The sequence below is a fragment of the Solwaraspora sp. WMMD791 genome, assembly GCF_029581195.1.
Lineage (GTDB): Bacteria > Actinomycetota > Actinomycetes > Mycobacteriales > Micromonosporaceae > Micromonospora_E.
Window position 1 is genome coordinate 182,152 of the sequence record NZ_CP120737.1, and the last position, 25,935, is coordinate 208,086.

At 70.7% G+C, this 25,935-nt stretch carries 27 protein-coding genes; 13 read left to right on the forward strand and 14 right to left on the reverse strand.

Annotated features, from left to right (window positions below):
- Positions 1–44: 44 nt before the first annotated feature.
- The 9 genes from O7623_RS00890 to O7623_RS00930 all read right to left on the reverse strand — a co-directional run bounded on the left by O7623_RS00890 (position 45) and on the right by O7623_RS00930 (position 3,596).
- On the reverse strand, positions 45–209 hold the full coding sequence (locus O7623_RS00890) for a hypothetical protein (RefSeq protein WP_282226655.1): 165 nt from the start codon (positions 207–209) through the stop codon (positions 45–47).
- An 81-nt stretch (positions 210–290) separates the two neighbouring features.
- Positions 291–428, reverse strand: coding sequence for a hypothetical protein (locus O7623_RS00895; protein ID WP_282226656.1), 138 nt, complete (start codon positions 426–428; stop codon positions 291–293).
- Between the two features lie 262 nt (positions 429–690).
- Positions 691–912: a hypothetical protein gene (locus tag O7623_RS00900; RefSeq protein WP_282226657.1), complete on the reverse strand. Its 222-nt coding sequence runs from the start codon at positions 910–912 to the stop codon at positions 691–693.
- 78 nt (positions 913–990) lie between these two features.
- On the reverse strand, positions 991–1,461 hold the full coding sequence (locus O7623_RS00905) for a DUF3307 domain-containing protein (protein WP_282226658.1): 471 nt from the start codon (positions 1,459–1,461) through the stop codon (positions 991–993).
- 214 nt (positions 1,462–1,675) lie between these two features.
- Positions 1,676–2,506, reverse strand: a complete 831-nt coding sequence (locus tag O7623_RS00910) for a DUF2637 domain-containing protein (protein WP_282226659.1) — start codon at positions 2,504–2,506, stop codon at positions 1,676–1,678.
- Positions 2,503–2,703, reverse strand: coding sequence for a hypothetical protein (locus O7623_RS00915; protein WP_282226660.1), 201 nt, complete (start codon positions 2,701–2,703; stop codon positions 2,503–2,505). Before O7623_RS00915 ends, O7623_RS00910 begins: the two co-directional genes overlap by 4 nt.
- The gene (locus O7623_RS00920) at positions 2,703–3,056 is read right to left on the reverse strand and encodes a hypothetical protein (RefSeq protein ID WP_282226661.1); all 354 of its coding nucleotides are present in this window, start codon (positions 3,054–3,056) and stop codon (positions 2,703–2,705) included. Before O7623_RS00920 ends, O7623_RS00915 begins: the two co-directional genes overlap by 1 nt.
- On the reverse strand, positions 3,049–3,231 hold the full coding sequence (locus O7623_RS00925) for a hypothetical protein (protein ID WP_282226662.1): 183 nt from the start codon (positions 3,229–3,231) through the stop codon (positions 3,049–3,051). Before O7623_RS00925 ends, O7623_RS00920 begins: the two co-directional genes overlap by 8 nt.
- 122 nt (positions 3,232–3,353) lie before the next feature.
- Positions 3,354–3,596 (reverse strand): DUF6284 family protein, encoded by a 243-nt coding sequence (locus O7623_RS00930; RefSeq protein WP_282226663.1) that lies wholly within the window; start codon positions 3,594–3,596, stop codon positions 3,354–3,356.
- 496 nt (positions 3,597–4,092) lie between these two features.
- Between O7623_RS00930 and O7623_RS00935 the strand changes: the two genes are divergently transcribed.
- Positions 4,093–4,947, forward strand: coding sequence for a GntR family transcriptional regulator (locus O7623_RS00935; protein ID WP_282226664.1), 855 nt, complete (start codon positions 4,093–4,095; stop codon positions 4,945–4,947).
- A complete protein-coding gene (locus O7623_RS00940) occupies positions 4,944–5,687 on the forward strand; it encodes a protein phosphatase 2C domain-containing protein (RefSeq protein ID WP_282226665.1) in 744 nt (247 codons plus the stop codon). Before O7623_RS00935 ends, O7623_RS00940 begins: the two co-directional genes overlap by 4 nt.
- A 535-nt stretch (positions 5,688–6,222) precedes the next feature.
- On the opposite strand, the gene O7623_RS00945 is transcribed toward O7623_RS00940, so the two are convergent.
- The gene (locus O7623_RS00945; protein ID WP_282226666.1) at positions 6,223–7,806 is read right to left on the reverse strand and encodes a glycoside hydrolase family 43 protein; all 1,584 of its coding nucleotides are present in this window, start codon (positions 7,804–7,806) and stop codon (positions 6,223–6,225) included.
- A gap of 98 nt (positions 7,807–7,904) precedes the next feature.
- The gene (locus O7623_RS00950; protein ID WP_282226667.1) at positions 7,905–9,899 is read right to left on the reverse strand and encodes an SDR family NAD(P)-dependent oxidoreductase; all 1,995 of its coding nucleotides are present in this window, start codon (positions 9,897–9,899) and stop codon (positions 7,905–7,907) included.
- A gap of 61 nt (positions 9,900–9,960) precedes the next feature.
- Here O7623_RS00950 and O7623_RS00955 point away from each other — a divergent pair, with 61 nt between their 5' ends.
- The gene (locus tag O7623_RS00955) at positions 9,961–10,539 is read left to right on the forward strand and encodes a TetR/AcrR family transcriptional regulator (protein ID WP_282226668.1); all 579 of its coding nucleotides are present in this window, start codon (positions 9,961–9,963) and stop codon (positions 10,537–10,539) included.
- A 131-nt stretch (positions 10,540–10,670) separates the two neighbouring features.
- On the opposite strand, the gene O7623_RS00960 is transcribed toward O7623_RS00955, so the two are convergent.
- The gene (locus O7623_RS00960) at positions 10,671–11,522 is read right to left on the reverse strand and encodes a hypothetical protein (protein ID WP_282226669.1); all 852 of its coding nucleotides are present in this window, start codon (positions 11,520–11,522) and stop codon (positions 10,671–10,673) included.
- A gap of 524 nt (positions 11,523–12,046) precedes the next feature.
- Between O7623_RS00960 and O7623_RS00965 the strand changes: the two genes are divergently transcribed.
- The 3 genes from O7623_RS00965 to O7623_RS00975 all read left to right on the forward strand — a co-directional run bounded on the left by O7623_RS00965 (position 12,047) and on the right by O7623_RS00975 (position 16,735).
- Positions 12,047–12,835 carry a TIM barrel protein gene (locus tag O7623_RS00965; RefSeq protein ID WP_282226670.1) on the forward strand — a complete coding sequence of 263 codons (789 nt, stop codon included), beginning with the start codon at positions 12,047–12,049 and terminating at the stop codon, positions 12,833–12,835.
- Positions 12,836–12,899: 64 nt separating this feature from the next.
- Positions 12,900–14,747 (forward strand): heparinase II/III family protein, encoded by a 1,848-nt coding sequence (locus O7623_RS00970; RefSeq protein ID WP_282226671.1) that lies wholly within the window; start codon positions 12,900–12,902, stop codon positions 14,745–14,747.
- The gene (locus O7623_RS00975) at positions 14,744–16,735 is read left to right on the forward strand and encodes a DUF2264 domain-containing protein (RefSeq protein ID WP_282226672.1); all 1,992 of its coding nucleotides are present in this window, start codon (positions 14,744–14,746) and stop codon (positions 16,733–16,735) included. Before O7623_RS00970 ends, O7623_RS00975 begins: the two co-directional genes overlap by 4 nt.
- Positions 16,736–16,762: 27 nt before the next feature.
- On the opposite strand, the gene O7623_RS00980 is transcribed toward O7623_RS00975, so the two are convergent.
- Positions 16,763–17,860 (reverse strand): substrate-binding domain-containing protein, encoded by a 1,098-nt coding sequence (locus tag O7623_RS00980; RefSeq protein ID WP_282226673.1) that lies wholly within the window; start codon positions 17,858–17,860, stop codon positions 16,763–16,765.
- A gap of 167 nt (positions 17,861–18,027) precedes the next feature.
- Here O7623_RS00980 and O7623_RS00985 point away from each other — a divergent pair, with 167 nt between their 5' ends.
- The 5 genes from O7623_RS00985 to O7623_RS01005 all read left to right on the forward strand — a co-directional run bounded on the left by O7623_RS00985 (position 18,028) and on the right by O7623_RS01005 (position 22,853).
- Positions 18,028–19,041: a hydroxyacid dehydrogenase gene (locus O7623_RS00985; protein ID WP_282229683.1), complete on the forward strand. Its 1,014-nt coding sequence runs from the start codon at positions 18,028–18,030 to the stop codon at positions 19,039–19,041.
- Positions 19,042–19,115: 74 nt separating this feature from the next.
- Positions 19,116–20,381 carry a sugar ABC transporter substrate-binding protein gene (locus O7623_RS00990; RefSeq protein WP_282226674.1) on the forward strand — a complete coding sequence of 422 codons (1,266 nt, stop codon included), beginning with the start codon at positions 19,116–19,118 and terminating at the stop codon, positions 20,379–20,381.
- A gap of 8 nt (positions 20,382–20,389) precedes the next feature.
- Positions 20,390–21,337: a sugar ABC transporter permease gene (locus O7623_RS00995; RefSeq protein ID WP_282226675.1), complete on the forward strand. Its 948-nt coding sequence runs from the start codon at positions 20,390–20,392 to the stop codon at positions 21,335–21,337.
- Entirely contained in the window at positions 21,334–22,155 is an 822-nt protein-coding gene (locus O7623_RS01000; RefSeq protein WP_282226676.1) for a carbohydrate ABC transporter permease, read from the forward strand. Before O7623_RS00995 ends, O7623_RS01000 begins: the two co-directional genes overlap by 4 nt.
- On the forward strand, positions 22,152–22,853 hold the full coding sequence (locus tag O7623_RS01005) for a DUF624 domain-containing protein (RefSeq protein WP_282226677.1): 702 nt from the start codon (positions 22,152–22,154) through the stop codon (positions 22,851–22,853). The genes O7623_RS01000 and O7623_RS01005 overlap by 4 nt, the downstream gene beginning before the upstream one ends.
- Before the next feature lie 61 nt (positions 22,854–22,914).
- Here O7623_RS01005 and O7623_RS01010 read toward each other — a convergent pair whose 3' ends face one another.
- Entirely contained in the window at positions 22,915–23,901 is a 987-nt protein-coding gene (locus O7623_RS01010; RefSeq protein WP_282226678.1) for a hypothetical protein, read from the reverse strand.
- 580 nt (positions 23,902–24,481) lie between these two features.
- Between O7623_RS01010 and O7623_RS01015 the strand changes: the two genes are divergently transcribed.
- Both O7623_RS01015 and O7623_RS01020 read left to right on the forward strand, forming a co-directional pair.
- On the forward strand, positions 24,482–25,423 hold the full coding sequence (locus O7623_RS01015; protein WP_282226679.1) for an AAA family ATPase: 942 nt from the start codon (positions 24,482–24,484) through the stop codon (positions 25,421–25,423).
- Positions 25,420–25,920, forward strand: a complete 501-nt coding sequence (locus O7623_RS01020) for a hypothetical protein (protein ID WP_282226680.1) — start codon at positions 25,420–25,422, stop codon at positions 25,918–25,920. Before O7623_RS01015 ends, O7623_RS01020 begins: the two co-directional genes overlap by 4 nt.
- Positions 25,921–25,935 lie beyond the last annotated feature (15 nt).

The following is a 25,935-nucleotide window of genomic DNA, read 5'->3' on the forward strand; positions in this document are numbered from 1 at the left end:
GTCCCACCGGCGGCCCGTACAGGGGCGGGCCGCCGTAGGCACCGTCAGCGACGCCACCAGGGGACGGACTGTTCGGCCTCGATCACCCGGCTGTTCGCCTCGACGATCTCCGGCGTCACGTCTTTGCTCGTGCTGCTGACCCGCTCCAGCTCGGCGCGGGCGTCCCGGTGCCGCTGGATCGCGGCCTTCCTGTCGTCCTTGCTGCTCACGGCCTTCCCCCTCTCGCTGCCGGCGCTCTGCCGGTCCCCTTGCCGACCCGGCCACCGGGGGCCGGGTCGACGCGGGCACCGTCAGCGCTGCTGGCGCATCCCGTCGGACCAGGTCTGCGCGTACTGGCCGGTGGTGGAGGCGATGAAGACGCCGTTGTCGCGGACCTTCCCGCCCTTGCCGGGCTTGTCCTTCGGCTTCTTGTCCTTGGCCTTGCTCATACGGGGGTCACTGCTCCTTGCAGGTGTGGTTGACCAGGGCAGACCGGGCGGGTCAGTCCCGCACGCCGCAGCACGGGCACTGGCGGGGGTCACGCGGCGGGCAGGCGCAGCCACACGTCCAGCACTTACCGCCCCGGTGGGCGCAGCTGCACTTGCATCCGGCGGGCTTGGCTTGCAGGTTCACGGCGGTGCTCCTTCCGGTGGCCGGCGCTCTGCCGGTCCCCTTGCCGACCCGACCGGGGCCGGGTCGACGTGGGCACCGTCAGCTGCGGACACCGGCCAGCAGCGCGTGAACGTGCGCGGCGGCGATCAGCCGGTCAGCGTTGGCCGGGGCGTTCAGCCCGTACCAGCCGCCGCGTTCGACGGTGGCCGTCCTGAACCCGCCCGCCGCAGCGTCCGGCCGGCTCGGGGTGAGCATGTGCGCCTGGTTGAGTAGGTCGACGGCGGTCCGGTAGTGCTCGTCGGCGGTCATCGGCGTGGTCATCTCAGGTCTCTCCATTCCTGCCGGCGCTCTGCCGGTCCCCTTGCCGACCCGACCGGGGCCGGGTCGACGCGGGCACCGTCAGGCGGCGATGACCAGGGCGGACAGGAACAGGAACCCGACATGCCACGACTGGTCGAGCGCGTACGCGCCGGTCCCAAGTGAGGGGTTGTCGTCGCGGTCGGGACGGGGCGCGCCGAGTCGGTAGAAGTCACCAGACCCGCACCACTCGGCGACGCGACGCAGTGGGGTGCGCCGGTCGGCGAGGTAGTGGGTCAGGCCGTTGACGGCGGTGCCGGCCAGCAGCGCCACCGGGTCGGGCCGCCACCCGGTCGCGGCGGCGAGCAGCGCCAGCGCGGCCCATCCGGTTGCGAGGTAGGTTGCGACGTGCGCGGCACACGCGGCGCGGCCGCGCCAGCCGGGCAGGCCCTTCGTGTCGGCCTGGTGCTGCGTCTGAATCCAGTGGTCGGCGACCTGATGTGCCGTGTAGAGGGCGACGTACACGGCGGCGACCAGGGCCAGCCTGCCGGCGGTGTCGGTGTTTGAGAACATGGGGATTCCTCCCGAGAGGTCTTCGGGCTGATCGGGGTTGGGGCCGGCGGCACAGCACTGGTTCCTAGGCCGTTGGGCTGTGCCGCCGGGCGGGGTCAGGTGCAGGCGGGGGTGTCGTCGTCGGCGTGTACCGGGGCGGGCCGGTCACCCCACGGCCGGCCGCCGGTCGGTGGTGGTGCGGGTCGGGTCGGCCGGCCGCATCCGGGACACGGGGTCATCGGGTGGTCTCCTTGCGGCTGGTGACCATGAGGGCGGCGGACGCCATGACCATGAGTCCGTCGACCGCGAGGGGGCCGATGGCGACGGTCATCGGGTCTTCGCCGAAGTGGGCGAGTAGTCCGGACAGGTGCCGGTAGGACACGACGGCGGCGACCAGGGCGACCGGCAGCACACCGACGACGCGGGCGAAGAACCACCAGAAGCCGTCGCCCCAGGCGATGCGGGTCAGGATCTCGACCGCGACGAACAGGGCGATGGGCCAGAACACGCTGATCGCGATGGCGAGCGGCGACGGGGACCAGTCGACCGGGGCCGTCCAGCCGTCCGGCGCGCCGGGCGGCGGTTTCGGAAGGTAGGTGTGTGCCACGTTCGCCGCGATCGACACCACCCCGCCGAGGGCGACACCGACGTAGGCCCACACCCGGCCGGGGGCCGGTCGGCGGCGACGCCGACCGGCGTCAGCCGCCGCCGGGGTGATCTCCGGAACTGGTTCTGCGGCAACCGTGGCCAGCGGAGACGGCGGCGGCGGGGTGTCGGTGGCGAGCGTCGGCGGCGTCGGGGTGATGCCGACAGTGGGTATGGCGTCCGGGTCCGGTCCTGCGTGGTCGCCGGTGGTGTCGGCGGCCGGTGGTGCCGGGTCGGCGGTGGGTGGGGCGAGGTCGGCGCGAAGGCTGTCCAGGATCACGCCTGCCTTGCGGTGACCCACGCGCAGTTCGGTCTTGATGCGGTTCTGGGAGGGCAGCGCGCCGAGTCGGGCGGCCAGGTCTCGTGCGGCCGGCATCAGGTCGGCCACGGCGGGCGGGTAGACGCTCGGTGGTGCGGTCATCGGGTGTTCCTCCTCACCGGGGTGAGTCGCCAGTGGGTGACGGTGTAGGCGCCGGTGATGCCGGCTTCGGCCGCCAGGTCGGCGGCGACCTGGTCGCGGATCTGCTCCGGGGTGGTGCCGGCCGGGACGGGCACGGTGCCGTCGGTGAAGAACCACTCCTGGCCGGCTTCGATCTCGATCTCGTAGACGCCGGTCATCAGCTGGTCACCCCCGCGAGGGCGGTCAGGGCGGTCGTGGTGTCGGTGTCGAGTGGGGTGGTGGTGGGGTGCTCCATTGCGTGGGCGGAGATCTTCCAGCCGTGCCAGGTCGGCCAGGCGGCCAGCGACCGGTAGGGCCGGCCGTCGGTGAGGGTGCCCTGGTGTTCGATCGGCTGGCCGGGGGTGTCCAGGCCAGCGGCGGTCAGCCAGGCCCGAAGGTCGGCGATCGTGTCGAAGTCGACGCTGAGCTTCCCGTCGCCCAGGTCGCGGATGGTGTTCGGTGCGCCGGTCAGCAGCAGCGCGGCCATGACCGCGCGGCGGGGAATCCGGGTGGCCGTCGGGGCGTCAGTCATTGCCGGCCGCCTGTCCCGCCCGGCGGGCGATCCGGTCCGCCGCCCGCTGGCCGGGGCTTCCGGCCGGCAGCTGGGCTTCCCTGGTCGCGGTCACCGCGATCGACGGGCACAGCCCGCACCGGCCGGTGTTGTTGCAGGTACACGCGTTGCGGTCGTACCGGGTACGGTTGAACATTCGAGCGGACCTCCAAGTCCGTGTTCGGACCAGGGGCGCAACCACGGTTTCCAGGCCGAGGCGGTTGCGCCCCTGGGGCATGTATGAGGACCGTCCCCGGCGTCGGGAACGGGGCAGAGCCATCACGCGGCCAACCGCACCGGCATCACCGCAGCGACACCCAGAGCGGCGGCCACACGCATCACCCGCGACTCGGCACGCCGCAACCGGCGGCGGTCCAAGACGGACGGGCCACCACCAGCGGCAAGCGCGGCAATCTCAGCGTCCACCAGGTCAAGCTCAGCCGCGATCAGCGGCCACTCGGCTTCGATCGCGGCCAGGTCCTCCGGGGACGGGTCGGCGCGGTCAGACAGGTCGTGAGACATGAACGGTCGACATTCCTCTCAAGGTCAGCGACGCAGCCGGCGGCGGGTAGCACCCGAACAGCCACGACACGTCGACTCATCGGGAGCCAGCGGCGAAAGCGCTCCGCAGCGGCCGCAGGTACGCCACACAGCGGACTTCCGGGACGAAACACGAACAGACGACGCGATCGACGTCATGCGGCTCACCTCGCTACAGGTCAGGTAGGCAGGTTGGGAATCCTGGGGACACCGGGTGTGGCCGCGCCCTCTGTAACGCGGCCACACCCGGTGTGGGGAGATCGAAACCAGGCGAGATGCCTGGTCACGCGGGCACCTTTGGCCCCGCGCACGGTCGCCTTACCAGCGGAGGCGACGGCCATCTGCAGTTGTCAATGAGCCACTGGTCTCGGTGGATGCGGGCGCGCGTCACCGCTAGGTGCCGCCTTCCCTGCAGGGCCACCGACCGAGATTGTCTTGGGACAATCGCTGTGGATAGTCTGGGGACAATCGCGTCACGATGTCAAGAGTTGTCTTGGGACAATCCTGTAGGAGGGTGTTGACCTTGCCCGTGCACTCGCGCTATCTAGACATAGCGGAAAAAATTCGCGAACGGATCGAGGCTGGGGAGTGGGAACCCGGTGCCCGGCTGCCCCGCCTAGATGACTTCGCGGTGGAGTACGGAGCCAACCGCGACACGGTGGGGCGGGCGATCGCAGCCCTAGAGACGGAGGGCTATGTGTGGGCGGTGCAGGGCCGAGGCATCGCGGTACGCCACGGCACGATGCGACCCCGGCGACCGCGCGGGGACCTCGTCAAGCGCAACGAGCAATCCACCGGCTACTCGTTCCCATCCGCGAGCAGTCAGGAGGTCTGGGTTCGTCACGGCGAGGCTGTAAACGAACCGGCCCGGTTGGATAACCCGCGACTGGCCAAACTTCTCGGGGTTGAACCGGGGTCGCGGGTGTTGCGCCGATTCCGAGTGACGGGACCCGCGTCGGAAGCACCGTTTCAGATCAATACGTCCTGGATTCACCCACGGGTGGCAGATATCGTATCTGGTCTCGACGCAAACCCGGCCGCTGGTGAATGGCTCTATCACATTGAGAAGGCTGGCCATTGGCCGATTCAATGGATGGAGATCCATCGTGCCCGAATGCCTCGAAAGGATGAGGCCGGGCTATTGGAGATTCCGACCAGCCTGCCTGTCTTGGAGATTGTCCGGGTTGGGACATCAGGATCTGACGGCAAGCCGGTCGAAGTAACGGAGTATGTCGTAGCAAGCGATCGGGTGGAGACCGTGCATGTGCTTCGTCGGGACGCTGGTGCGCAGGTTCCCTGGCCGGATGAATCTGACAGTGAGGTGCACGCATGACGGGTGCGACCGTTGCATGCCGGGCGGCCGGTCGGACGCATGTCGGATACGTCCGGTCGCGCAACGAGGATTCCTTCTATGTCGGTGACTGGCTCTACGCCGTAGCCGATGGTCTCGGTGGTCATGTAGCGGGCGACTTGGCTAGCGCGACCGCGATGGAGGCGTTCTCCTCGTACGACCGTTCGGTTTCACCGGCGAACCTGGCGGACGCTGCCGGCCAAGCGGTCGAAGCTGCTGGTCTGGCAGTGCGGCGAGCGGTGCGGAACGCTCCTGAGGTCGCAGGGATGGGCACCACTCTGGTTGGGTTGCTGCATTCTGGGTGCAATGCGGTTCTGGTTAACCTCGGTGACTCGCGTGCGTACCTGTTGCGACGCTCCGGCTTGCGGCGTGAGCTAACCCGAATGACCGAGGATCACGTCTACGGCAACTTGGTGTCAGGTGCTCACCTGGTCCCGATGCTCCCGGAGCGAATTACCCGCTTCATTGATGGGCGCACGGAAGGGCGATCGGCTGACCTTACGCCCATTGATCTGCAGGTGGATGACCGCATCTTGCTCTGCTCGGACGGACTCAGTTCCTACGTTCCCCACGAGTCGATAGGCGAAGCGTTGTGTTCGCCTGCACCCACGGAAATCGTTGCGGATGACTTGGTCACGCTTGCTCTCGACCACGGGGGTCACGACAACGTGACGGTGGTCGTCGTTGACGTCGTTGCCAACGGATCGAGTGAGGGGGCATAAGGGGCGAGGGCGGTCGGCCGGGTCGGGTCGTCAGCGAAAAGTCAGCAACATCAACGACAACCGTTGACAAACGACATGACGCGGTGACGCGGGAAGCAAAGGGGGCGGCAAGGATCGACAACCGCCCGAACGGGACGTCAAGCAGTAACAGCCTTCACACCGAAGAGGTCACTGGTTCGATCCCAGTATCGCCCACTTCATCAGAGGCACCCCGAAGCGGGGTGCCTCTGTTTCTGCCCGAGGTGCCGCGACCAGGCGGTCGAACCGGCACCCCTGACCGGCGACCGCAAGGTGACGAGTCTTCCCGCTCGTCGCGGCGCCGGGCCTCGATCGCGGCGCGCGTCGGCGAGCGTCTGGTAGCGCCCGTCCTCGATGTCTCCCACACCTTTTCCGGATGTCGTCGAGCGCGCCTGGCGTCGAGAGGATGGATTCAAGTGACCAGAATCGGGACCACAAGGCGTGGCGTCTCGCGTGGCGCCCGAGTGTCGTCGAATCCGGGTCGGCGCCATCGTGGGCGCGGTGGTGTCGGAACCGCTCAGTTGAGGGTCGGTGAACTGTCCTCCGGCCGGTAGTCGAACCAGTCGAACGCGGCACTGCCGGCGGTGACGTACATGCCGACGACCCGTCCGGTGAACCCGGCGGCGACCTCGGTGGACAGGTACCGCCCGTCGAGTTCGGCGAGTACCACCGGGCCGGCGTCACCGGCGATCTCGAAGCTGACCATGTCACTGCCGGCCGGCCGGACCCCGAACGGGGCACCCGGTGCCGCCGCCTCGGCCGCCGACGTCACCGTCGGAGGCAGCAGGTGGCGGGTCCTGGTGGCGATCGTCAGGGTGACGTCACCGGCGGGGACCGGATGTTCGCCGAACGTCTGGCGGAACGGTCCGACCCGGCCGACGACGCGCGCCACCCCGTCACCGACCTCCAGGTCGTAGTGGTGGGCCTCGTCGATGCGCAAGGTCAGACCGGCCCGGCTGGTGCCGGGGTCGAGCCGGACACTCACCCGGCAGTCGTGGTGCCGCTGCCGGTACGCCACGACGGTGGCGCCGCTGCGGTCCAGTGTCGTGCCGGCGGCGTGCAGGGTGAGCCAGCCCGGGCGTTCGGTCAGTGACCAGCAGGTGGGCGGGCGCTCCCGCAGCGACACCCAGCAGTGCGCCAACCGGGTGTCGTCGAAGTCGTCGCGGTAGCCGCCCTGCTCGACGGGGGCGGCCAGGGCCGGCGCGGTGCCGGCGGGGGCCACCATGGTCTCCTCGACCGGGTCGACGACGGGCCAGCCCTCGACCCACCGTACCGGTGCCAGGAAGGTTTCCCGGCCGAGCACGTGGTACGGCGGCCACTGGCCCTTGGCGCGGATACCGAGCAGGACCATCCACCAGCTGCCGTCGGCGGACTGGACCAGGTCGGCGTGGCCGGTGGCCTGCACGGTGCGGTCGGTGCCCCGGTGGGTGAGGAACGGGTTGTCCGGGCCTGGCGCGAACGGCCCCCGGATGTCGCGGGACCGGGCGATCGAGACGGCGTGTCCGGTGTGCGTGCCGCCCTCCGAGACCAGGAGATACCACCAGCCGTCGATCCGGTACAGGTGCGGCGCCTCCGGGTACTGGCCGCCGCTGCCCGACCACATCGCCACCGGACCCTCCAGGACCGCGCCGGTCGTCGGGTCGATGCGGTACGACTGCACCCCGGAGACGGTCAGCCAGCAGTCGCCGTTGTCGTCCCAGGCCAGCGACGGGTCGACGTGGGGCAGGTCGAAATGGACCGGATCCGACCATGGCCCGGCCGGGTCGGTCGCGGTGACGAGCAGGTGGCGGCCGATGCTCACGTTGGTGGTGACCATCCAGAACCGGCCGTCGTGGTGCCGGATGGTCGGCGCGAACACGCCGCCGGAGGCGTGCGTGTCGGCCGGCAGCCGCAGCTGGTCGGGACGGTCGAGCACGTTGCCGATCTGTCGCCAGTCGACCAGGTCCCGGCTGTGGAAGATCGGTACGCCCGGGAAGTACTCGAAGCTCGAACAGACCAGGTAGTAGTCGTCGCCGACCCGGCAGATGCTCGGGTCGGGGTGGAAGCCGGCGACGATCGGGTTACCGAAGGTGCGCGTACTGACAGGGGGCTCTTCGGTCACTGCGGCGGTCACCTTTCGTCGGTACGTGGGCCGTCCGAACCGGCCTCCTCGACGATGCCACGATTTTCATCGATGGTCATCGACGAGGGGGTGGTGGACTATCCGAGTTGACGCACCGAGTCGAGGCCCAGCGAGCGGTTCAAGCGGCCGGTCAGGCGGGTCACCGCGCCGCGCGGCAGCACGCGGGCGGCCCAGGTGGAGGGACGGTCGGCAGCCCGACCGGGGTAGGACACGGTGCGGCCCCGGGCCAGGTCGTCCAGGATGCGGGCGGCGACCTGTCGGGCCGGAATGGCGCCGGCAAGGGCGCCCTGAGCCGTCGTGCCATCGAAGAACGAGGTGGCGGTGGCGCCCGGGTGGGCGGCGACGACGCGGACGCCGGTGCCGCGCGTCTCCTCGGTGAGGGCCTCGGTGAAGTGGAGCACGAACGCCTTGGTGGCCGCGTAGACGGCCTGGTAGGGCATGGGCTGGAAGGCCGCTGTGGAGCCGACGTTGACGATGGTGCCGGTGCCACGGGCGGTCATGGCGGTGCCGACGGCATAGGTCAGGGCGAGCAGGCCGTGGACGTTGAGGTCGACGGCGTCGCGGGCGGCGTCGAACGGGCTGGCCAGGAACGGTCCGGCGGGGCCGGCTCCGGCGTTGTTGATCAACAGGTCGATCGGGGTGTCCAACGCGGCGATCACGCGACCGGCGCCGTCGGACGCCGCCAGGTCGGCGGCCACCGACCGCACCCGTACGCCGTGGGCGGTGCGCAGCGTGGCGGCGAGCTCGTCGAGGGCCGCGGCCGACCGGGCGACCAGCACCAGGTCGGCGCCCCGGGTGGCCAGCTCCTCCGCCAGGGCCGCGCCCAGGCCCTTGGACGCACCGGTCAGCAGGGCGGTGGTGCCGTTGAGCGGTGGGAGGGCGAGGCGGCGTCGCTGCAGCTGGTCGGCGAGGAGCGTCCGCAGCGGCCCGCGCGACGCCGGGGACTCGGTGCCGTGGGCGTACTGCGCCAGGCGGTGGCGTACCAGCGCCTGTTCGGCACCGGCGGCGAGGATCCTGTCGCGCCACTGAACACGTACGGTGCCCACCTCGGCGTCCTGACCGGCGAGCCAGCGCCGGGGTGCCGACGGGTCGACGGCGAGGGCGCCGCCGACACCGGCGACGGCGGCACCGCTGGCGAGGACCTTCTCGACGGCCGCGCGCCGCCGCAGGCCGCCGGTGAGCATGATCGGCACAGGGGCGTCGGCCAGGATGCCGGCGGCGGCCTCCAGGAAGTACGCCTCACGGGCCAGGGTCCGGCCGTCGGAGGGGTGACCGTTGACGGCCAGGCTCTCGACTGAGCCGCCGGAGAGTTCGACCAGGTCGACCCGGTGCCGGGCGAGCATCGCGACCACCTGACGGGCGTCGTCCTCGGCGAAGCCGCCGCGCTGGAAGTCGGCGGTGTTCAGTTTGACGGCGACGGTGAAGTCGTCGCCGACGGCGGTGCGTACGGCGTCGACGACGTCGAGCAGCAGGCGGGCCCGGTTGTCGAGGCTGCCGCCCCAGGCGTCGGTGCGGCGATTGGTCAGCGGGGAGAGGAACTGGCTGAGCAGGTAGCCGTGCGCGGCGTGCACCTCGACGCCGTCGAAGCCGGCTTCCCGGGCGAGGGCGGCGGACGTGGCGAACCGCCCCACGGTCTCGGTCAGCTGTGCCTCGGTCATGGGCGTGGGGCGGGGGTAGAGCCGTGACCAGCGTCCGGCGTCGATCGGGACGTCGGAGGCGGACCACGTGCGGACGGACGAGCCGGGGACCAGCCGTCCGGGGTGGTTGATCTGCATCCAGGCTCGGGCGCCACCGGCCTTCGCGGCGTGCGCCCAGCGTCGGAAGCCGTCGAGCGGGGTGCCCTCCTGCAGCAGGACGTCGCGTGGGTCGGCCATGGCGCGTCGGTCGATCATCACGTGCCCGGTGATCAGGAGCCCGGCGCCGCCGTCGGACCAGCGACGGTAGAGGCGTTCGAGGCGGTCGTCGGGTAGGTGGCGGTCGCCGGCGAGGAACTCCTCCATCGCGGCCTTGGCGATCCGGTTGGGCAGTGCGGGGCCGTGGGCCAGGGTCAGTGGTGCTGCGGGGTCGGTCATGACGTCCCTTTCTTCGAATGTGTGCGGTGTATACATACGCGACTGTGTGTACAGTGTCAACATGGGTCGGAGCACGTACCATCATGGAGACTTGGCCGCCGCCCTGCTCGCCGCCGGTCTCGACCTGCTGGAGACCGACGGCGCCGACCGGCTCTCGCTACGGGCCGTCGCGCGGGCCGCCGGCGTCTCCCCGAACGCCCCCTACCGGCACTACGCCGACAAGGACGACCTGCTCGCCGCGCTCGCCTGCCACGGCTGCGACGACCTGCTACACCGCATCAACGGCGTCACCGGCGACACCGCCCGGGAGCGGCTCGTCGGCATGACCCAGCAGGCCGTCCGGTTCGCCCAGGAGCGACCTGAGGTGTTCCGGTTGATGGCCGGCCACCTGTGCAGTCAGCGCCCGGCGGTCGTCGAGGCACTGGGCCGGGTCCGGGTCGCGGTCCTCGTCGCGGTACGCGGCCCCGGCGACGAGCCGGTCACCGCCGCCGAGGAGGCGTTCTACACCGGGCTGTGGGCGCTGATCCAGGGGCTGAGCGCCCTGCTGGTCGAGGGGAGCGTGCACCCCCGGGCCGGCGAGGACCTCGACGCGTACGTCGCCCGCGTCGTCTCCGCGACCGTCGCCCATCTCCCCGAGTGACGACGGTGGTGCGCTCGCCGGCATCCGGTGTGCCCCGTCGGCGCGGCGGTGCAGGATCAGCCGCGGCGTACAGGGTGCGGCCGACCCGACGGGCCGTCCGCACCGGTGATCATCGACAGTGACCGGTCAGGTCAGGTCGCGCAGATCGCGTACGCGCGGGTGTACCAGTTGCCGGGGATGCCGGTCGGGTCCTCCAGCGAGATGTCGACGGCGCTGGTCAGCGTGGCGTCCGGGTAGACGCCGGTGTGGATGGCCTGGCCCACCCCGCCGTTGGTCTCGGCACCGAGGCCGTGCAGCCGCTTGCCGGCCGGGCACGAGGCACCGACCACCTTGTCGGTGGAGTTCACCGCCGAGGTCGTGGTGACCAGTTGCAGTCCGGGCAGCGGGTTGGCGCAGACGCCGTACGACCACAGGCTCCAGCTGCCGGCGTAACCGGCCTCGTCCTCGTAGCCGGTGACCGTGGCGCTGGTCAGCGCCGTGTTCGGGCGCAGGTCGTCGATCACCACGTTGCCGGCACCGTTCAGGGTGCGGGCACCGACACTGATCAGCTGCTTGCCGGCCGGGCAGGTCGCCGTCGCGGCCTTGTAGCTGTCGGAGTTGCTGGCCGTCTGGAAGCTGACGTACTGCAGCCCGGCCGGGGCCTGGCCGCAGATGCCGTACGCGTGCACCTGCCAGTTGCCGGCGTAGCCGCCGTTCTCGGCGGCCCCGGCGGCGAACCGGTCGCTGCTGCCGAGGGCCTGCAGCCGGGTGAACCCGACCTGCCGCCCGCCACCGTTGATGAAGCCGCCGCCGCCGAGGATCCGGGTGCCCGCCGGGCAGACCGCGAGTGCCTCCTTGCTGCTGGTCGAGTTGTTGGCGCTGACGCCGCTGACGAAGACCAGGCCGGGCACCGCCGACGCCGGAGCGGCCACCGCCACCCCGACCAGGGTGCTTGTGGCCACCACCAGCGCGGCCAGCGTGAGTCGTACCAGTCGATCGTTCACTGTGTTCTCCCTTGTCGTGGGATCTGACACAGGTGAGAGCACGAGGTGGCCCGGCCGCCAACAACTTCCCGCAAGATCCTTTATGGGCGGCCGGGCCGGTGGTCCACTGGCGGCCACCCACCCGGACGTCGACGTTGATCCACTGCGCCCCATCGACTCGACACGCCGATGCCGAGTCAGCTGGCCCGCATCCGATCCCCGCCCGCATCGCCAAGCGCAGAGGCACCCCGGTTTTCGTCGAGCTCGGCAAGTGGCTCGCCGCCCGCGGGTGGTGGCCACCTGCGGCGGCTGGCCGTGCGGTGGCCCGGCTGGCGCGGGTTGCCGGCCGAGCACCGGGATGGTGTACCTGGTTGACGGTGGCGCGGGCGGCACTGCACCTCGGTGGCCTGGTCGCGGCGAGCCGGTTGCCGGCGTGGCCGGGTTGGCCGTGACACTCGGGCTGACCCGGTGAGGCTGTTGCGCTCGGCTGAACCGCTGCTCTAGGGTCTCGCGGAAAGCGCTTGCCGACCCAGCGAGGAGGGCGCGTGCCGGCGACGAGCCCGAAGATCCACAGTGGCATGTGTTCGGTCACCCTGCGGCAGGAGTCGGCGCTCGCCGTACTCGACGTCGCCGCCCGCGCCGGCCTGCACCGCATCGAGTGGGGAGCCGACGTGCACGTACCGCCGGGGGAGATCCGGGCCGCCGCCGACGTGCGCGACGCCGGCCGGGACCGGGGCGTCATGGTCGCCTCGTACGGCTCCTACCACCGGGTCGGCTCCGACCCGGCCGACGACTTCCCGGCCGTACTCGCCAGCGCGGTCGCGCTCGGCGCCCCCCGCGTCCGGATCTGGGCCGGCGCCCTCGGCTCGGCGCAGGCCAGCGCCGACCAGCGCCGCGCGGTCGTGACCGCCACCCGGGCCGCCGCGCAGCGGGCCGCCGACGTCGGTGTCACCCTGGCCTTCGAGTACCACTCGGGCACGTTGACCGACACCGCCGCGTCGACGCTGCGGCTGCTCGCCGAGGTCGATCATCCGGCGGTACGCACGTACTGGCAGCCGCCGCTCGACCTGCCCGACGCCGCCGCCGTCGCCGACCTGCGCCAAGTGCTGCCCTGGGTCGACGCGGTGCACGTCTTCTCCTGGTGGCCGCGCTACGAGCGGCTGCCGCTGACCGCCCGCGACCGGCTCTGGTCCGACGTCTTCGCGGTGCTACGCGCTGCCGGCCGCGACTTTGACGCCCTGCTGGAGTTCGTGGTCGACGACGACCCTGATCACGTCGCCACCGACGCCGCGTCGCTGGCGCGGCTGGCCTCCGCTGATCACCATGCCCGCTGAGTCCGGGTCGCCTACAGCGGCGGCCGGGTCCGGGCCCGGACCGCTTGTCCGCCGGTGGGCGGAGATGTCGCCGCAGCTGCGGACAGCGGCGTTGGGCCGGGCCCGGCAGACGTTCGACATCGGCGACACCGGTCGGGCGGCCTGGCCGCACGTCGACGACGCCACGGTACGGGCCGTCGTGGCCGCCGCCGAGGCCGACCGGGGCACCGACTGGCCGCGACTGCTGCTGTCCGACTACGCCCGCTACTGGCGCGACGGGATCCGCACCGCGTACGAGCAGCCTGCCGGCGAACTGCGTCGGCGTACCGCCACGGCGGCGCTGGCCGCCGCGCTGCACGGCCAGCCCTACCTCGACGAGGCCGCCGACGGGCTGCTGCAGTTGTGCGAGCAGAGCACCTGGTGCTGGGCCGCCCACGAGCGGTTCGCCACCGAGGCCGGCCAGGTGGTACCCGACACCGACCGGCCGTTCCTGGACCTCGGGGCCGCCGAGACGGTCGCCGTACTGGCCTGGGCCGACCTGATCCTCGGCGCGGCGCTCGACGACCGGGTGCCGGGGCTGCGCCAGCGGATCCGCCGGGAGACCCGGGCGCGGGTGGTCGAGCCGTTTCTGGGCAGCCGCGAATGGCACTGGCTCGGCCTCGACGGGCACCTGCACAACTGGAACCCGTGGATCCACGGCCACCTGCTGGCCGCCGCGCTGTTCCTGGTCGACGATCCGCCGACCCGGGAGCGGGTGGTGGACCTGGTCGTCGACGGACTCGACCGCTACCTCGGCTCGCTGCCCGCCGACGGCGGCTGCGACGAAGGGTACGCGTACTGGTGGAACGGGCCGGCCCGGCTGGCCGAGGCGTTGGACCTGCTCGACCGGGTCCTCGACGGACAGTTGGACCCGTGGCGGTGGTCGCCACTACCGCAGCTGGCCCGCTACCCGCACCGGATGGCTCTCGGCGACGGCTGGTACGTCAACGTCGGGGACGGGCCGGCCCGGCCGAGCACCGCGCAGCCGTGGCAGGTACTGCACCGGTGGGGCAGGGCCACCGGCGACCAGCAGGTCGTCGACCACGCCGCCAGCCACCGGGTCCCGGGTGAACCCGCCGTGACGGTGGACGCCGGGCTGGGCCGGGCGGTGCTCGGCCTGACCGATCCGCAGTGGACGGCCCAGCCGCCCGCCGCCCCGCCGCTGCCCGCCACCACCTGGCTGCCCGACCTGCAACTGCTGGTCAGCCGGGAGCGGGCCGGCAGCCCGCGCGGGCTGACCGTGGCGGTCAAGGGCGGGCACAACGACGAGAACCACAACCACAACGACGTCGGCTCGTACCTCGTCGCGCTCGACGGCGCACCGGTGCTGGTCGACCTCGGCCAGCCCACCTACACCGCGATCTCCTTCACCGACCGCCGCTACGAGCAGTGGGTCACCCGCAGCGAATGGCACAACCTGCCGGTCGTCGGCGGCCACGGGCAGGCTGCCGGCCGCGCCTTCCGGGCCTCGTCGGTCGTCGTCGACACCGGCGTCGACGCCGACGCGCTGCGGCTCGACCTGGCCGCCGCGTACCCGCCGGAGGCCGGCTGCCGGTCCTGGCGGCGGCAGGTACGGCTGGACCGCCGCCAGTCGACGGTCACCGTCACCGAGCGGTGGCGGGTCGACGACCCCGCCGACCTGCGGCTGCACCACGTCGTCGCCGGTGAACCGCTGACCCACACCGCCGGTCGGCTCGCCGTCCGGGCGCTCAACGGCGCGGTGGCCGTGCTGGGCTGGGATCCGCGGCTGGGCGCCGGCCGTCTGCAGCGGCAGCCGGTCGACGACCCGCTGCTGCGCGACTGCTGGGGCGACGCGGTGCACCGGCTGGTCCTCGTTCTGCCGGCCCGCCCGAGCGGGTCCGTCACCGTGACCGTCTCCGGAGGCTCCGATTGACTGCCGACGACGAGTTCGCCGAGGAGCAGATCGCCGACGACCGGCGGCTGTCGCCGTACACCGGTTACACCCGTGCGCACTGGGCGGCGGCCGCCGACCGGATGCTGCTGGCGCTGCGCCGGTACGCCTCGCCCGACCACGCCCGGATCGACCTGCCCGGCCCGGCCAGCGCGTACGGGCCGGACAGCGATTCGCTGGAGGCGTTCGCCCGGTCGTTCCTGCTGGCGGCGATCCGGCTGCGCGGCGAGGCCGGCGCCGACCCGCACGGGCTGGCCGACTGGTACGCCGCCGGGCTGCGCGCCGGCACCGACCCGGCCTCGCCGACCGCCTGGCCGCGTCCGGACCGGTTGGATCAGGCCAAGGTCGAGGCCTGCTCGATCGCGCTCGGTCTGCACCTGACCCGGCCGTGGCTGTGGGACCGGCTCGACGAGGCGACCCGGCAACGTACCGTCGACTGGCTGTCCACCGTCGTCGGTCAGCCGTATCCGCCGATCAACTGGGTGTGGTTCCAGATCGTCGTGGAGACGTTCCTGCGCGCGGTCGGCGGCCCCTGGTCGGTGCAGGACATCGAGTCGGGGCTGGCGGTGCACGAGTCGCTGTACCGGGCTGACGGCTGGTACTCCGACGGCCCGGAACGGTCCTACGACCACTATGTCGGCTGGGCGTTGCACGTCTATCCGCTGCTCTGGGCCGATCAGGCCGGCGACGGGTGCCCGGACGACCTGCGCCAGGTGTGGCGGCAGCGGCTGTCGGCGTACGTCGACGACGCCCTGCGGCTGATCGGCGCCGACGGCGCTCCGCTGATGCAGGGCCGCAGCCTCAGTTACCGGTTCGCCGCCGCGGCGCCGCTGTGGGTGGCGGCGATGACCGGTGCCACCGACGCGCCGGCGGGGCAGTTGCGGCGGGCGGCCAGCGGGATGCTGCGGTACTTCCACGAGCACGGGGCACCGGACCGGCGGGGGCTGCTGACGCTGGGCTGGCACCGGGAGTGGCCGGCGATGGCCCAGTCCTACTCCGGGCCCGGGTCGCCGTACTGGGCGGCGAAGGGGATGCTGGGGCTGGCCCTGCCGGCCGACCATCCAGTATGGATGGAAACCGAACGGCCGTTGCCGGTCGAGCGGGCGGATCTGCTGGTGGCGGTGCCGACGCCGGGCTGGCTGATCGCCGGCACCCGTCGCGACGGCGTGCTCCGGGTGGTCAACCACGGCACCGACCATTCGGTGCCGGGCGACGAGCGGGCCGACTCGCCGCTGTACGCCCGGCTCGGCTACTCGACGGCGACGATGCCGCCGCTGACCGGCGAAACCGTCGGCGACCCGTCGGACAACTCGGTCACGATCGTCGACGCCGACGGCCGACGCGGCCACCGCAACGGGTTCGTGGCGCTCGACTGCCGGGTGGTCGACGGGGTCGGCCAGGCGGTCTCGCGGGCCGCGACGCACTGGGTCGACACCGCCGGCGACACCGGACCGGACCATGGATCGGGCCGCGCCGGCCCGGTCCGCCGGGGGCCGGTGGTGACGATGGCCTCCCTGATCCGGGGCGCGGTGGAGGTACGGCTGGCCCGGCTCGACTCGACCGAGGGTCTCGACGTCGGCACCGTACTGGAGTGCAGCGGCTGGCCGGTCGCGGGTGACGTACCGCCGCAGGCGCGCATCGGCGTCGACCCCCCGACGTGCGTCGTGGCCGGTGCCGCGGTCATCTCCCGGCTGGTCGGCCTGGCCGGCTTCACCCATGCACTGGTACGCCGGGAGCGGTCCACCTCGCCGTTGGGTGACCAGGTGGCGGTGCCGGTGCTGCGGACCGCCGCGCCGCCGGCCGTCGGCCAGGTGTACGCCGCGGTGGTCATGCTGGCCGGCGCGCAGGCGGACACCCCCGGCCCGCTACCGGCCGTGACGGTGACCGCCGGCCCCGACGGGGACACCGTCGCCGTCCGCTGGCCCGACGGGCACCTCTCGACGCTGCTGCTGTCGTCCGCCCCCGGCTGAACCGTTCGTGCTGTCGACGGCGCGGGGTCAGCGGGCCGGCCGGGGCGTGGACGAGTCACGGATCACCAGGTCGGGGGTGATCAGCACCCGTTGTGCCGGTCGGCGGCGGCCCTCCACCAGCCGGGCGACCATCAGCTCGACGGCGACCCGGCCCACCTGGTGCTTCGGCGGCCGTACGGCGGTCAGGGCCGGCTCGGCCAGGTGCGCCACCTCGTCGTCGTACGACACCAGGGCGAGCTGGTCGGGGATGGCCAACCCCTGCTCGGCGCAGTACTGGGCCACCGACATGGCGTCCGGGTCGCCGTGCACGATCAGCGCGCTCACCCCTTCGCGTCGACACCGCCGCAGCACGTCGCCGATGATCGTGCGGTGGCCGGGCGCGTCCAGCGCCACCGCCTCCCGGATCACCAGGTCGGCGGGGAGGCCGAGGTCGGCGCAGGCCAGCGCCCAGCCCTGGGCGAGGTGGGCGGAGGTGGGGCTGCCCTTGGACAGCACCAGTCCGATCCGGCGGTGGCCGTGGGCGTGCAGGTGACGTACGGCGATCTCCAGCCCGAGGGCGTGGTCGCTGCGGACCCATTCGAGCTGCTGGCGGGTCGGTGTCCAGCGGGGAGTCTGCCGCTCGACCAGGATGGTCGGGACCGGCAGGTCGCCGATCCAGCGGATCATGTCGGCGGCGCCGTCGCCGTCGAGGCTCGGTGCCAGCAGCAGCCCCTGCACCTGCTGCGCGTCGATCAACCGGGTGATCTGCCGGCGGTCCTCGGCCAGGTCGTAGCTGGATCCGCGCAGCTGGATGTGCACGCCGAGGGAGGCGGCCGCGCTGCGGGCCCCGGTGACGATCTGCGGCCAGTAGTAGTCCAGCGACGGTACGACCATGCCGATGGTGAACCGGGTCGGTGCCACCCGGGGGCGTCGTGGCGCGGGCCCCAGCTGGGTGGGCAGGGTCGCGCCGCCGTGCACCTTGGTCAGCAGCTGGCTCTCGGCCAGGGCGGCGATGTCCCGCCGTACGGTCAGTTCGCTCACGCCCAGCAGCGGTGCCAGGTCCTTGACCCGGACCGCGCCGTGGCGGCGCAACTCCTCCAGCAGCCGTTCGCGCCGCTGCAGGTTGAACATCCGGTCCGCCGGCACCGTACCGCCTCCCGTCGATGTTCGATTCCGATCGTTTCCGAACGAGTAGGAACGACTGGTAGCGACCCTGTTCGGCGAAGGTTAACCATGTCACATCGGCGAATCCAAGTGGTTCTCACGACGACAACCGTCGGCCGGAGATTCGTCACCGAGGAGACACGTTGCCGGTGCAGCCCCCGCCGCAGGCCCTCGTCGTGATGGACCGGGACTCCTACCGGGCGCACTTCGACGGGCCCCGCCTGCAGCGGCTCGGCCAACTCGTCGACCTCGCCGAGCCGGTCTGGGTCGACGAACTCGACTCGCCGTCGGTGCGCGAGCGGCTGGCGACCGTCGAGGTCCTGCTGACCTCGTGGGGGGCGCCCCGGTTGACCTCCGGGCGACTCGCCGCCGCGCCGGCGCTGCGGGCGGTCTTCCACGCCGCTGGCAGCGTCCGGTCACTGGTGAGCGACGAACTGTGGCGCCGGGGCATCCGGGTCAGCACCGCGGCCGACGCCAACGCCGTCCCGGTGGCCGAGTACACCCTCGCCGCGATCATCTTCGCCGGCAAGAAGGTGCCGTTCATCGCGGCCGACCCCGACGGGGCGTACCGGGGCTGGAGCCACCACCACGGCCACGGCGACCTGTCCAACTACCGCCGGACCATCGGAGTGGTCGGCTTCTCCCGGATCGGCCGGCGGGTGGTGGACCTGATCGGCTGCCTCGACACGGCACGATGCCTGGTCGCCGACCCGTACGCCGACCCGGCCGAGGTCGCCGCGGCCGGGGCGACCCTGGTCGACCTGCACGAGATGCTGCCGCACAGCGAGATCCTCACCCTGCACGCGCCGGAGCTGCCCAGCACGTACCGCATGATCGGCGCGGCCGAACTCGCGCTGCTGCCCGACCACGCCACGGTGATCAACACGGCCCGGGGGAGCCTGGTCGACCCGGCGGCGCTCGCCGCCGAATGCCGATCCGGCCGGCTGTACGCGATCCTCGACGTCACCGACCCCGAGCCGCTGCCCGCCGACGCCGCCCTGCGGGCGGCCCCGAACGTCATGGTCAGCCCGCACCTGGCCGGATCGCTCGGTACGGAGATCCGCCGCCTCACCGACCACACCCTCGACGAACTCGCCCGGTGGACCACCGCCCAACCGCTGCACGCCGAGGTCACCGCCGAGGCCTTCACGCTGCACGCCTGACCGTCACCCGCACCCGTCCCGTCCACCCGACTCACCCCCCGCACCCCGCACCCCGCCAGTTAAGGAGTCACCACATGAACCGACGTCTCACCGGGGCGGCAGCCGCCGCCACCGCCCTGCTCCTGGCCACCGCCGGCTGCGGTGGCGGTGACGAACCGACCGTCGGCAGCGACGGCCGGCAGGTCCTGACCGTCGCGCTGTGGAACTACGACAGCACCCCTGAGTTCGCGGCGCTGATCGAGGGGTTCGAGGCCGCCCACCCGGACATCGACGTGCAGCCGGTGGACATCCTCGCCGACGACTACGCCGAGAAGGTCACCACCATGCTCGCCGGCGGTGACCAGACCGACGTACTCACCATGAAGAACGTCACCGATTACTCCCGGTACGCGCTGCGCGGCCAGTTGGCGTCGGTGGCCGACGAGGCCGCCGCGCTCGACGAGAGCAAGTACCTCGGCCTGGAGCCGTTCGACATCGACGGCGACTACTTCGCGCTGCCGTACCGGCAGGACTTCTGGGTCCTCTACTACAACAAGGCGATGCTGGCCGACACCGGTGCCGACCTGACCAACCTGACCTGGGCCGAGTACGCCGACCTGGCGAAGCGGCTGACCAGCGGCAGCGGCCAGGACACCGTGTACGGCACCTACCACCACACCTGGCGCTCCATCATCCACTCGACGGCGGCGGCGCAGAGCGGCGGTGACCTGATCGGCGGCGAGTACGGGTTCCTCAAGGACCGCTACCAGATGGTGCTCGACCTGCAGGCCGCCGGTGCCACGATGCCCTGGGCGACCGCGTCGACGCAGAAGGTCCAGTACCACACGATGTTCTCCACCGGCCAGGCCGCGATGCTGCCGATGGGCACCTGGTACGCCGCCCGGCTGATCGAGGAGAAGAAGGCCGGCAGCATCGACGTCGACTGGGGCATCGCCCCGCTGCCGCAGGTCACCGAGGGCGGTCCGGTGACCACGTTCGGCTCGCCGACCGCGTTCGCGGTCAACAACAAGGCCCGCAACGCCGACGCCGCCCGGACCTTCGTGGCCTGGGCCGCCGGCCCCGAGGGCGCGGCCGCGATCGCCAGCATCGGCGTCTACCCGGCCTACTCCGATGAGACGATCACCGAGACCTACTTCGGCGTCGAGGGCATGACCAACGACGAGGTCGCCCAGGCGGCGTTCCAGCCCGACGAGGTGATGCTGGAGATGCCGGTCAGCGAGAAGTCCTCCGACGTGGACGTCATCCTCACCGAGGAACACGAGCTGATCATGATCGGCGAGCGGTCCGTCGACGACGGGCTCGCCGAGATGGGCAAGCGGGTCACCTCCGAGGTCGACTGACCCCCGTCATGGCGATCCACACCCCGATCGACACCGTACGCACCCCGGTGCCCGGCGGTTCGCCGCCGGGCACCGGGGCGGCCCGTCGGCTGCGCCGACGCAACACCCTGGCCGGCTGGAGCTTCATCCTGCCGAACTTCATCGGCTTCGCCGCGCTCACCCTGGTGCCGGTGGTCGCCGCCCTGGCGCTGGCCTTCATGGAGTGGAACTCCTACAGCAGCCCCGAATGGGTCGGGCTGGACAACTTCCGCCGGATGGTGGGCAGCGAGACGTTCTGGACCGCGCTGTACAACACCACCTACTACGCGCTCGGGCACATCCCGTTGACCCTGGTCGCCGCGCTCGGCTTCGCCGTACTGCTCAACCGGGCGATGCGCGGCGTCCGGTTCTTCCGTACGGCGTTGTTCTTCCCCTACATCACCGCCCTGGTCGCGGTGGCCGTGGTGTGGAACATGCTGTTCAACCCGGACGCCGGGCCGGTCAACCAGCTGCTGCGGGCGATCGGCGTCGACAACCCGCCCGGCTGGACCACCTCGACGACCTGGGCGATGCCGGCGGTCATCATCACCAGCGTCTGGCGGGACATGGGCTACTACATGGTGCTCTACCTGGCCGGGCTGCAGACCATCCCACCCGAGCTGTACGAGGCCGCCCGCACCGACGGGGCGTCGGCCTGGCAGCGGTTCCGGCACATCACCGTGCCGTCGCTGCGGCCCACCACCTTCTTCGTCCTGATCATGTTGACCATCTCCAGCTTCAAGGTGTTCGACCTGATCCAGGTGATGACCGAGGGCGGTCCGGGCCGCGCCACCCTGGTGCTGTCCCAGTTGATCTTCCGCGAGGGCATCACCCAGGGCCGGTTCGGCTACTCGTCGGCCATCGCCATGGTGCTGTTCGTCATCGTCCTGGTGATCACCGTGGTCCAGTTCCGGCTGCAGCGAAGGGGTGAACAATGAGCCTCACGCTGCTGCGGCGGGCCGTCGGGCAGATCCTGCTCACCGTCCTCGGCCTGGCCGTCCTGGTGCCGTTCGCCTGGATGCTGGTCTCCTCGGTCAAACTGGACTCGCAGGTGCTGACGGTGCCGATCCAGTGGATCCCGCAGGAGTTCCACTTCGACAACTACCTGCGCATCTGGGACCGCATCCCGCTCGCCACCTACCTGTACAACTCGATGTTCCTCAGTGTCACCATCACGTTCCTGCAGGTGCTGACCGGCAGCTTCGCCGCGTACGGCTTCGCGAAGATCAGCTTCCCGGGCCGGGACCTGCTGTTCCTCGCCTACATCGCCACGATCGCCGTGCCGTGGCAGGCGTACATGGTGCCGCAGTACATCATCATGGAACGGCTCGGCCTGGTGAACACCCACCTGTCGCTGATCCTGCTGCAGGCGTTCGGCGCCTTCGGCGTGTTCCTGATGCGCCAGTACTACCTGACCATCCCCGACGAGCTGACCGAGGCCGCCCGCATCGACGGGCTCAGCGAGTACGGCATCTGGGCCCGCATCGTGCTGCCGCTGTCCAAGCCGGCGCTGGCCAGCCTGGCGCTGCTCACCTTCGTCAACACCTGGAACGACTACATGGGACCGTTCATCTACCTGACCAGCAACGAGCTGTGGACCGTACAGATCGGCCTACGGACTTTCATCGGCCTCTACGAAGCCGAGTACGCCATGATCATGACCGGTTCGGTGCTGTCGATCCTGCCGATCCTGGTCGTCTTCCTGCTCGGCCAGCGCTACTTCGTGCAGGGCATCGCCACGAGTGGGTTGAAGTGAGCGCGGCCGGGGTGCGCCAACCGCTGCGGCCGTCGCTGGCCGCGCGGGTCAACGTCGGCGCGGACACCTGGTCGGTCATCTGGTCGCTGGTGCACCGGGTGCTGGTGGTCAACCTCGGGCTGGCCATCACCAACCTGCCGCTGCTGGTCGCGCTCGCCGTCGTCGCCCAGCCGTGGCGCTACCCGGTCTTCTTCGGGTTGCTGGCGCTCAGCGTCGGGCCGGCGGTCGCCGCCGCGTTCGGCTACCTGCGGCAGGCCGAGGACGACGACCGGGCACCGGTACGTGAGTACTTCCGCGCGTACCGGCGGAACTTCGCCGCCGCGCTGGCCCGGTGGGCGGCGGCCACGGCGCTGATGGCGGTCCTGGTGACCGACATCGTCTGGCTGCACGACGCCGGCGCTGCAGCGGTGCTCGTACCGCTGCTGGTCGTCACCACCGTCGTGGTCCTCGCCGCGACGGTCCTGCTGCTGGCCCTGGTCGAGCTGGCCCCAGGCCTGGGCGTGCGGGCGGCCGTCCGGGCCGCGGCCTGGTCGGCGGTACGCCGGACACCGTTGAGCCTGCTCAGCCTGGTCGTGCTGCTGGCCGCCCTGCTGTCGGTCAACCAGGCACCGCTGCTGGCGCTGTCAACACTGCCCGGCTGCGCGCTGCTGGTCGTCTGGGTCAACAGCCGCGCCGCACTGACCCCCGCCCTGCCGTAGCCCTAGTGATGAGAACGGCGTCACCGCTGCGCGAAGTGGTGACGCCGCCCTCGGCGGATGATCAGGACGTGGCGATGGTGGCCCCGTACTCGGCGAGGCTGTCCATGATGTCGACGTACCAGATGACGCTGGAGCCCGCGACGGTGCCCTGGTAGATGGGGCAGACGGTATCGAGCACCCCGGCGCTCAGCGTGCCGCGCGCATTGACGGAGTAGCCGTCCTCCCGCACGGTGTAGACAGGGCCGCCGAGCCGGTCCGTGGTGAACACACACCCGCCGTCGGACTTCTCCGCTCGGACCAGCGGCCCGATCAGATAGCCGATGTCGACATATTCGCCCGTCGCCTGCACCTGCATGTCGCAGAACTCGTCGTACTCACGCATGGTGCAGACGTAGTTGCCGACGTGACTGCCGTGTGCGTCGTGGACCCGACGGCCAGCGGTGCCGCGAGGCCAGTACATGAGGTTCTGGGGCCGCCACGATTCGACGAGCAGGAGGTCCTTGGCCTTGTTGGTGCCGAAGATGTCCCCGTGGGACATGTAGCTCACCGTCGTCTGATCTCCGTCATCACCGCACTGGCCGGAACTGACGATGTGCTTGTTGCTTCCGTAGTTGACGGTGAAGCCGAGAGTGCAGCTCAGTTGCGCGTCGACGTTCCGGAACTGGAAGCCGCCGCCGAACGGCGGCATTGTCGCAATCTTGTTCGAGGGTTCGTCGCCGGCTGGCGCCACACCGGCCGTCACCACCTGTCGGCTGTCGCCGACGATGCCGCTGCCATCTGCTCGCGGTGCGGCCGACGTGAGCCGGCCCTCGGTGACCGCTTCCCGGGCCAGGGCGGACAGCTCCGCCTCGGTATGGCGCGCCGGCCGGATCTGGACCGGCACCAGTTGATCCCGTGCGAGGCTGTGCACCGCTGAAGGCACCGACCCCTTCCAGTAGAGGTGGACCGCGCGGTCGGCCGGGTCGGCGGTGAGGCCGGCGTAGCCGGTGCCTTCTGTGTCTCGCAGGGCCTGCAGAGCGTCCGCTGCGACGTTGAGCTTGTCCTGCATGGTGAACAGCTCGGCCCAACTAGCGAAACCACCTGGGATGTCCATTGCCCTGACCGCGGCGGGCTCGATGTCCTCCGCAACCTGCGGGTGGGCCGCCGCCGGTGCTGGCGCTGCGGCGAGCAGTGCCGTGATCGTCAGGACGGCGGTCAGCCGGCCCGATCCGAACGTGCGTGATGCGGCGCTGCGGTGACCTCGCATTGATCGTCTCCATCGACAAGGGATTCGGCGAGCACCTCCACCATATGTTCGTATAGTGATCACATCAACACTCAATGTCATCCCACTGTGGATCATCGAACGTGGCCTGCATGGAAAGCGTGCGGACCGGATCGTCGGCCCTTGAGCTCCGCGAGGAGATCTTTCCGGCGAGGAGTTGCCTGGCCGGACCCGGTCCTCAAACGTGTGTTCTAAAGTCCTGCTCAGTCGCTGTCCTGGCGGTTGATTGACGGGGTCGTGAACCCTCTCGCCAGCGTCGATGTGACAACTAGTTGGCAATTTACGTGAAGCTCACGGCCATTTGTTAATGACGGCACTCCTGGTATTGTCGCCGGATCTGCTTGTCGATCGACGGGAGCACTCCGTGCAGGTCATCGCGATCATGAACTACAAAGGTGGTGTCGGCAAGACGACACTAACGGCAAATCTGGGTGCCGATGTTGCGAGTCGTGGGCACAAGGTGCTACTGATCGACCTTGATCCGCAGGCGAACCTTACCTTCTCTTTCTACAGCGTAGACCAGTGGCGGGAGGAGCTCAGCAAGGACGCGACGATCATGCGGTGGTATGAGGGGGAGATGCCGGGCCGTGAGGTCGAACTGCAGGATCTCATCGTTACGCCGCCTCGGGTCAACGCGGAACTGGAGGAGTCGGGGGGTCGACTCGACCTGATCTCCTCGCACCTGAAGCTCATTGACATCGACCTGCGACTCGCTGCGCGCCTCGGCGCCGGTACCACCCTCGGTGAGTCCAAGCGTAAGTTCCTCGACCTGCACGGATGTCTCGCGCGTGCGCTCCGGCACGAGGAGTTCGAGCGGTACGATCTCGTCCTCATCGACTGCGCGCCGAACTTCGGCCTGGTCACCAAGACTGCGATTGTCGCCAGCGACCATGTCCTGGTGCCGGCCAAGCCCGACTACCTGTCCACGCTCGGCATCCAGTATCTGGCCAGCAACTGTGACGAACTGGTCGCAGAGTACAACGATTATGTCAATCACGGCGCCGCAAAGAATGACAGTGACAGGGCTATCCGGACCAGGTATCTCGGGGTGGTCTTCACAATGGTGAAGTTCCACGCCAAGAAGCCAATCGGTGCTCAGCGGTACTACATGGAAGATGTTCGCCTCAACAGCGACATCCTGCCGCTAAACGGCATGATCCGGGACAGCCCTCGGTATTTCGGCGACGCAGGGGAAGGTGGTGTGCCGGCCGTGCTGCGTGCGCCGGTTACCGACGACGTGGTCGTCGAGTTCCGCAAGCTGACCACGGAGATCCTCGACTCTGTCGGAACGGGGGCAGCACGGTGAGGGACATCGAGCTGCTGCTGAGAGCGCAGGCGAGCATGGCGACGTTCCTCGCCGATTTGCCGAGCGACCGGCTCCTAGCCCTGGTCGAAGGGCGTGCCCGCCTGGCGCTGCTGGACCTTCTCAGCGACGCGGCGACGACGACCGCCGAACCGCCATCTGCCGTACCCGTCGCCGCGCCATCGGTCGAGCCTGTCGCCGTACCGGGGGCTGAGCCCGCGCCCGCGCAGGTCACCCGGCGGCCGCCGGGCAGTCGCAAGCAGACGCTGCCGGACGAACTGTTCGACGCCGGTGCGGTGGTGACGCAGCTTCGCGCCTGCCAGACGATCGACGAGGCCACTGAACGGCTCGCGGCACTCAAGCTCAAGAAGACTCGGTTGCAGGAGATCGCAAAGACGCTCAACGTCCCGTCGAGCGGCAGGATGGACGAGGTCGCCAAGCGGATCCTCAACCTCCTCGTCGCCGGTCGTGGCAAACATGCCAACCTGCGGCGAGGCTGACGGGGCGGATGAACG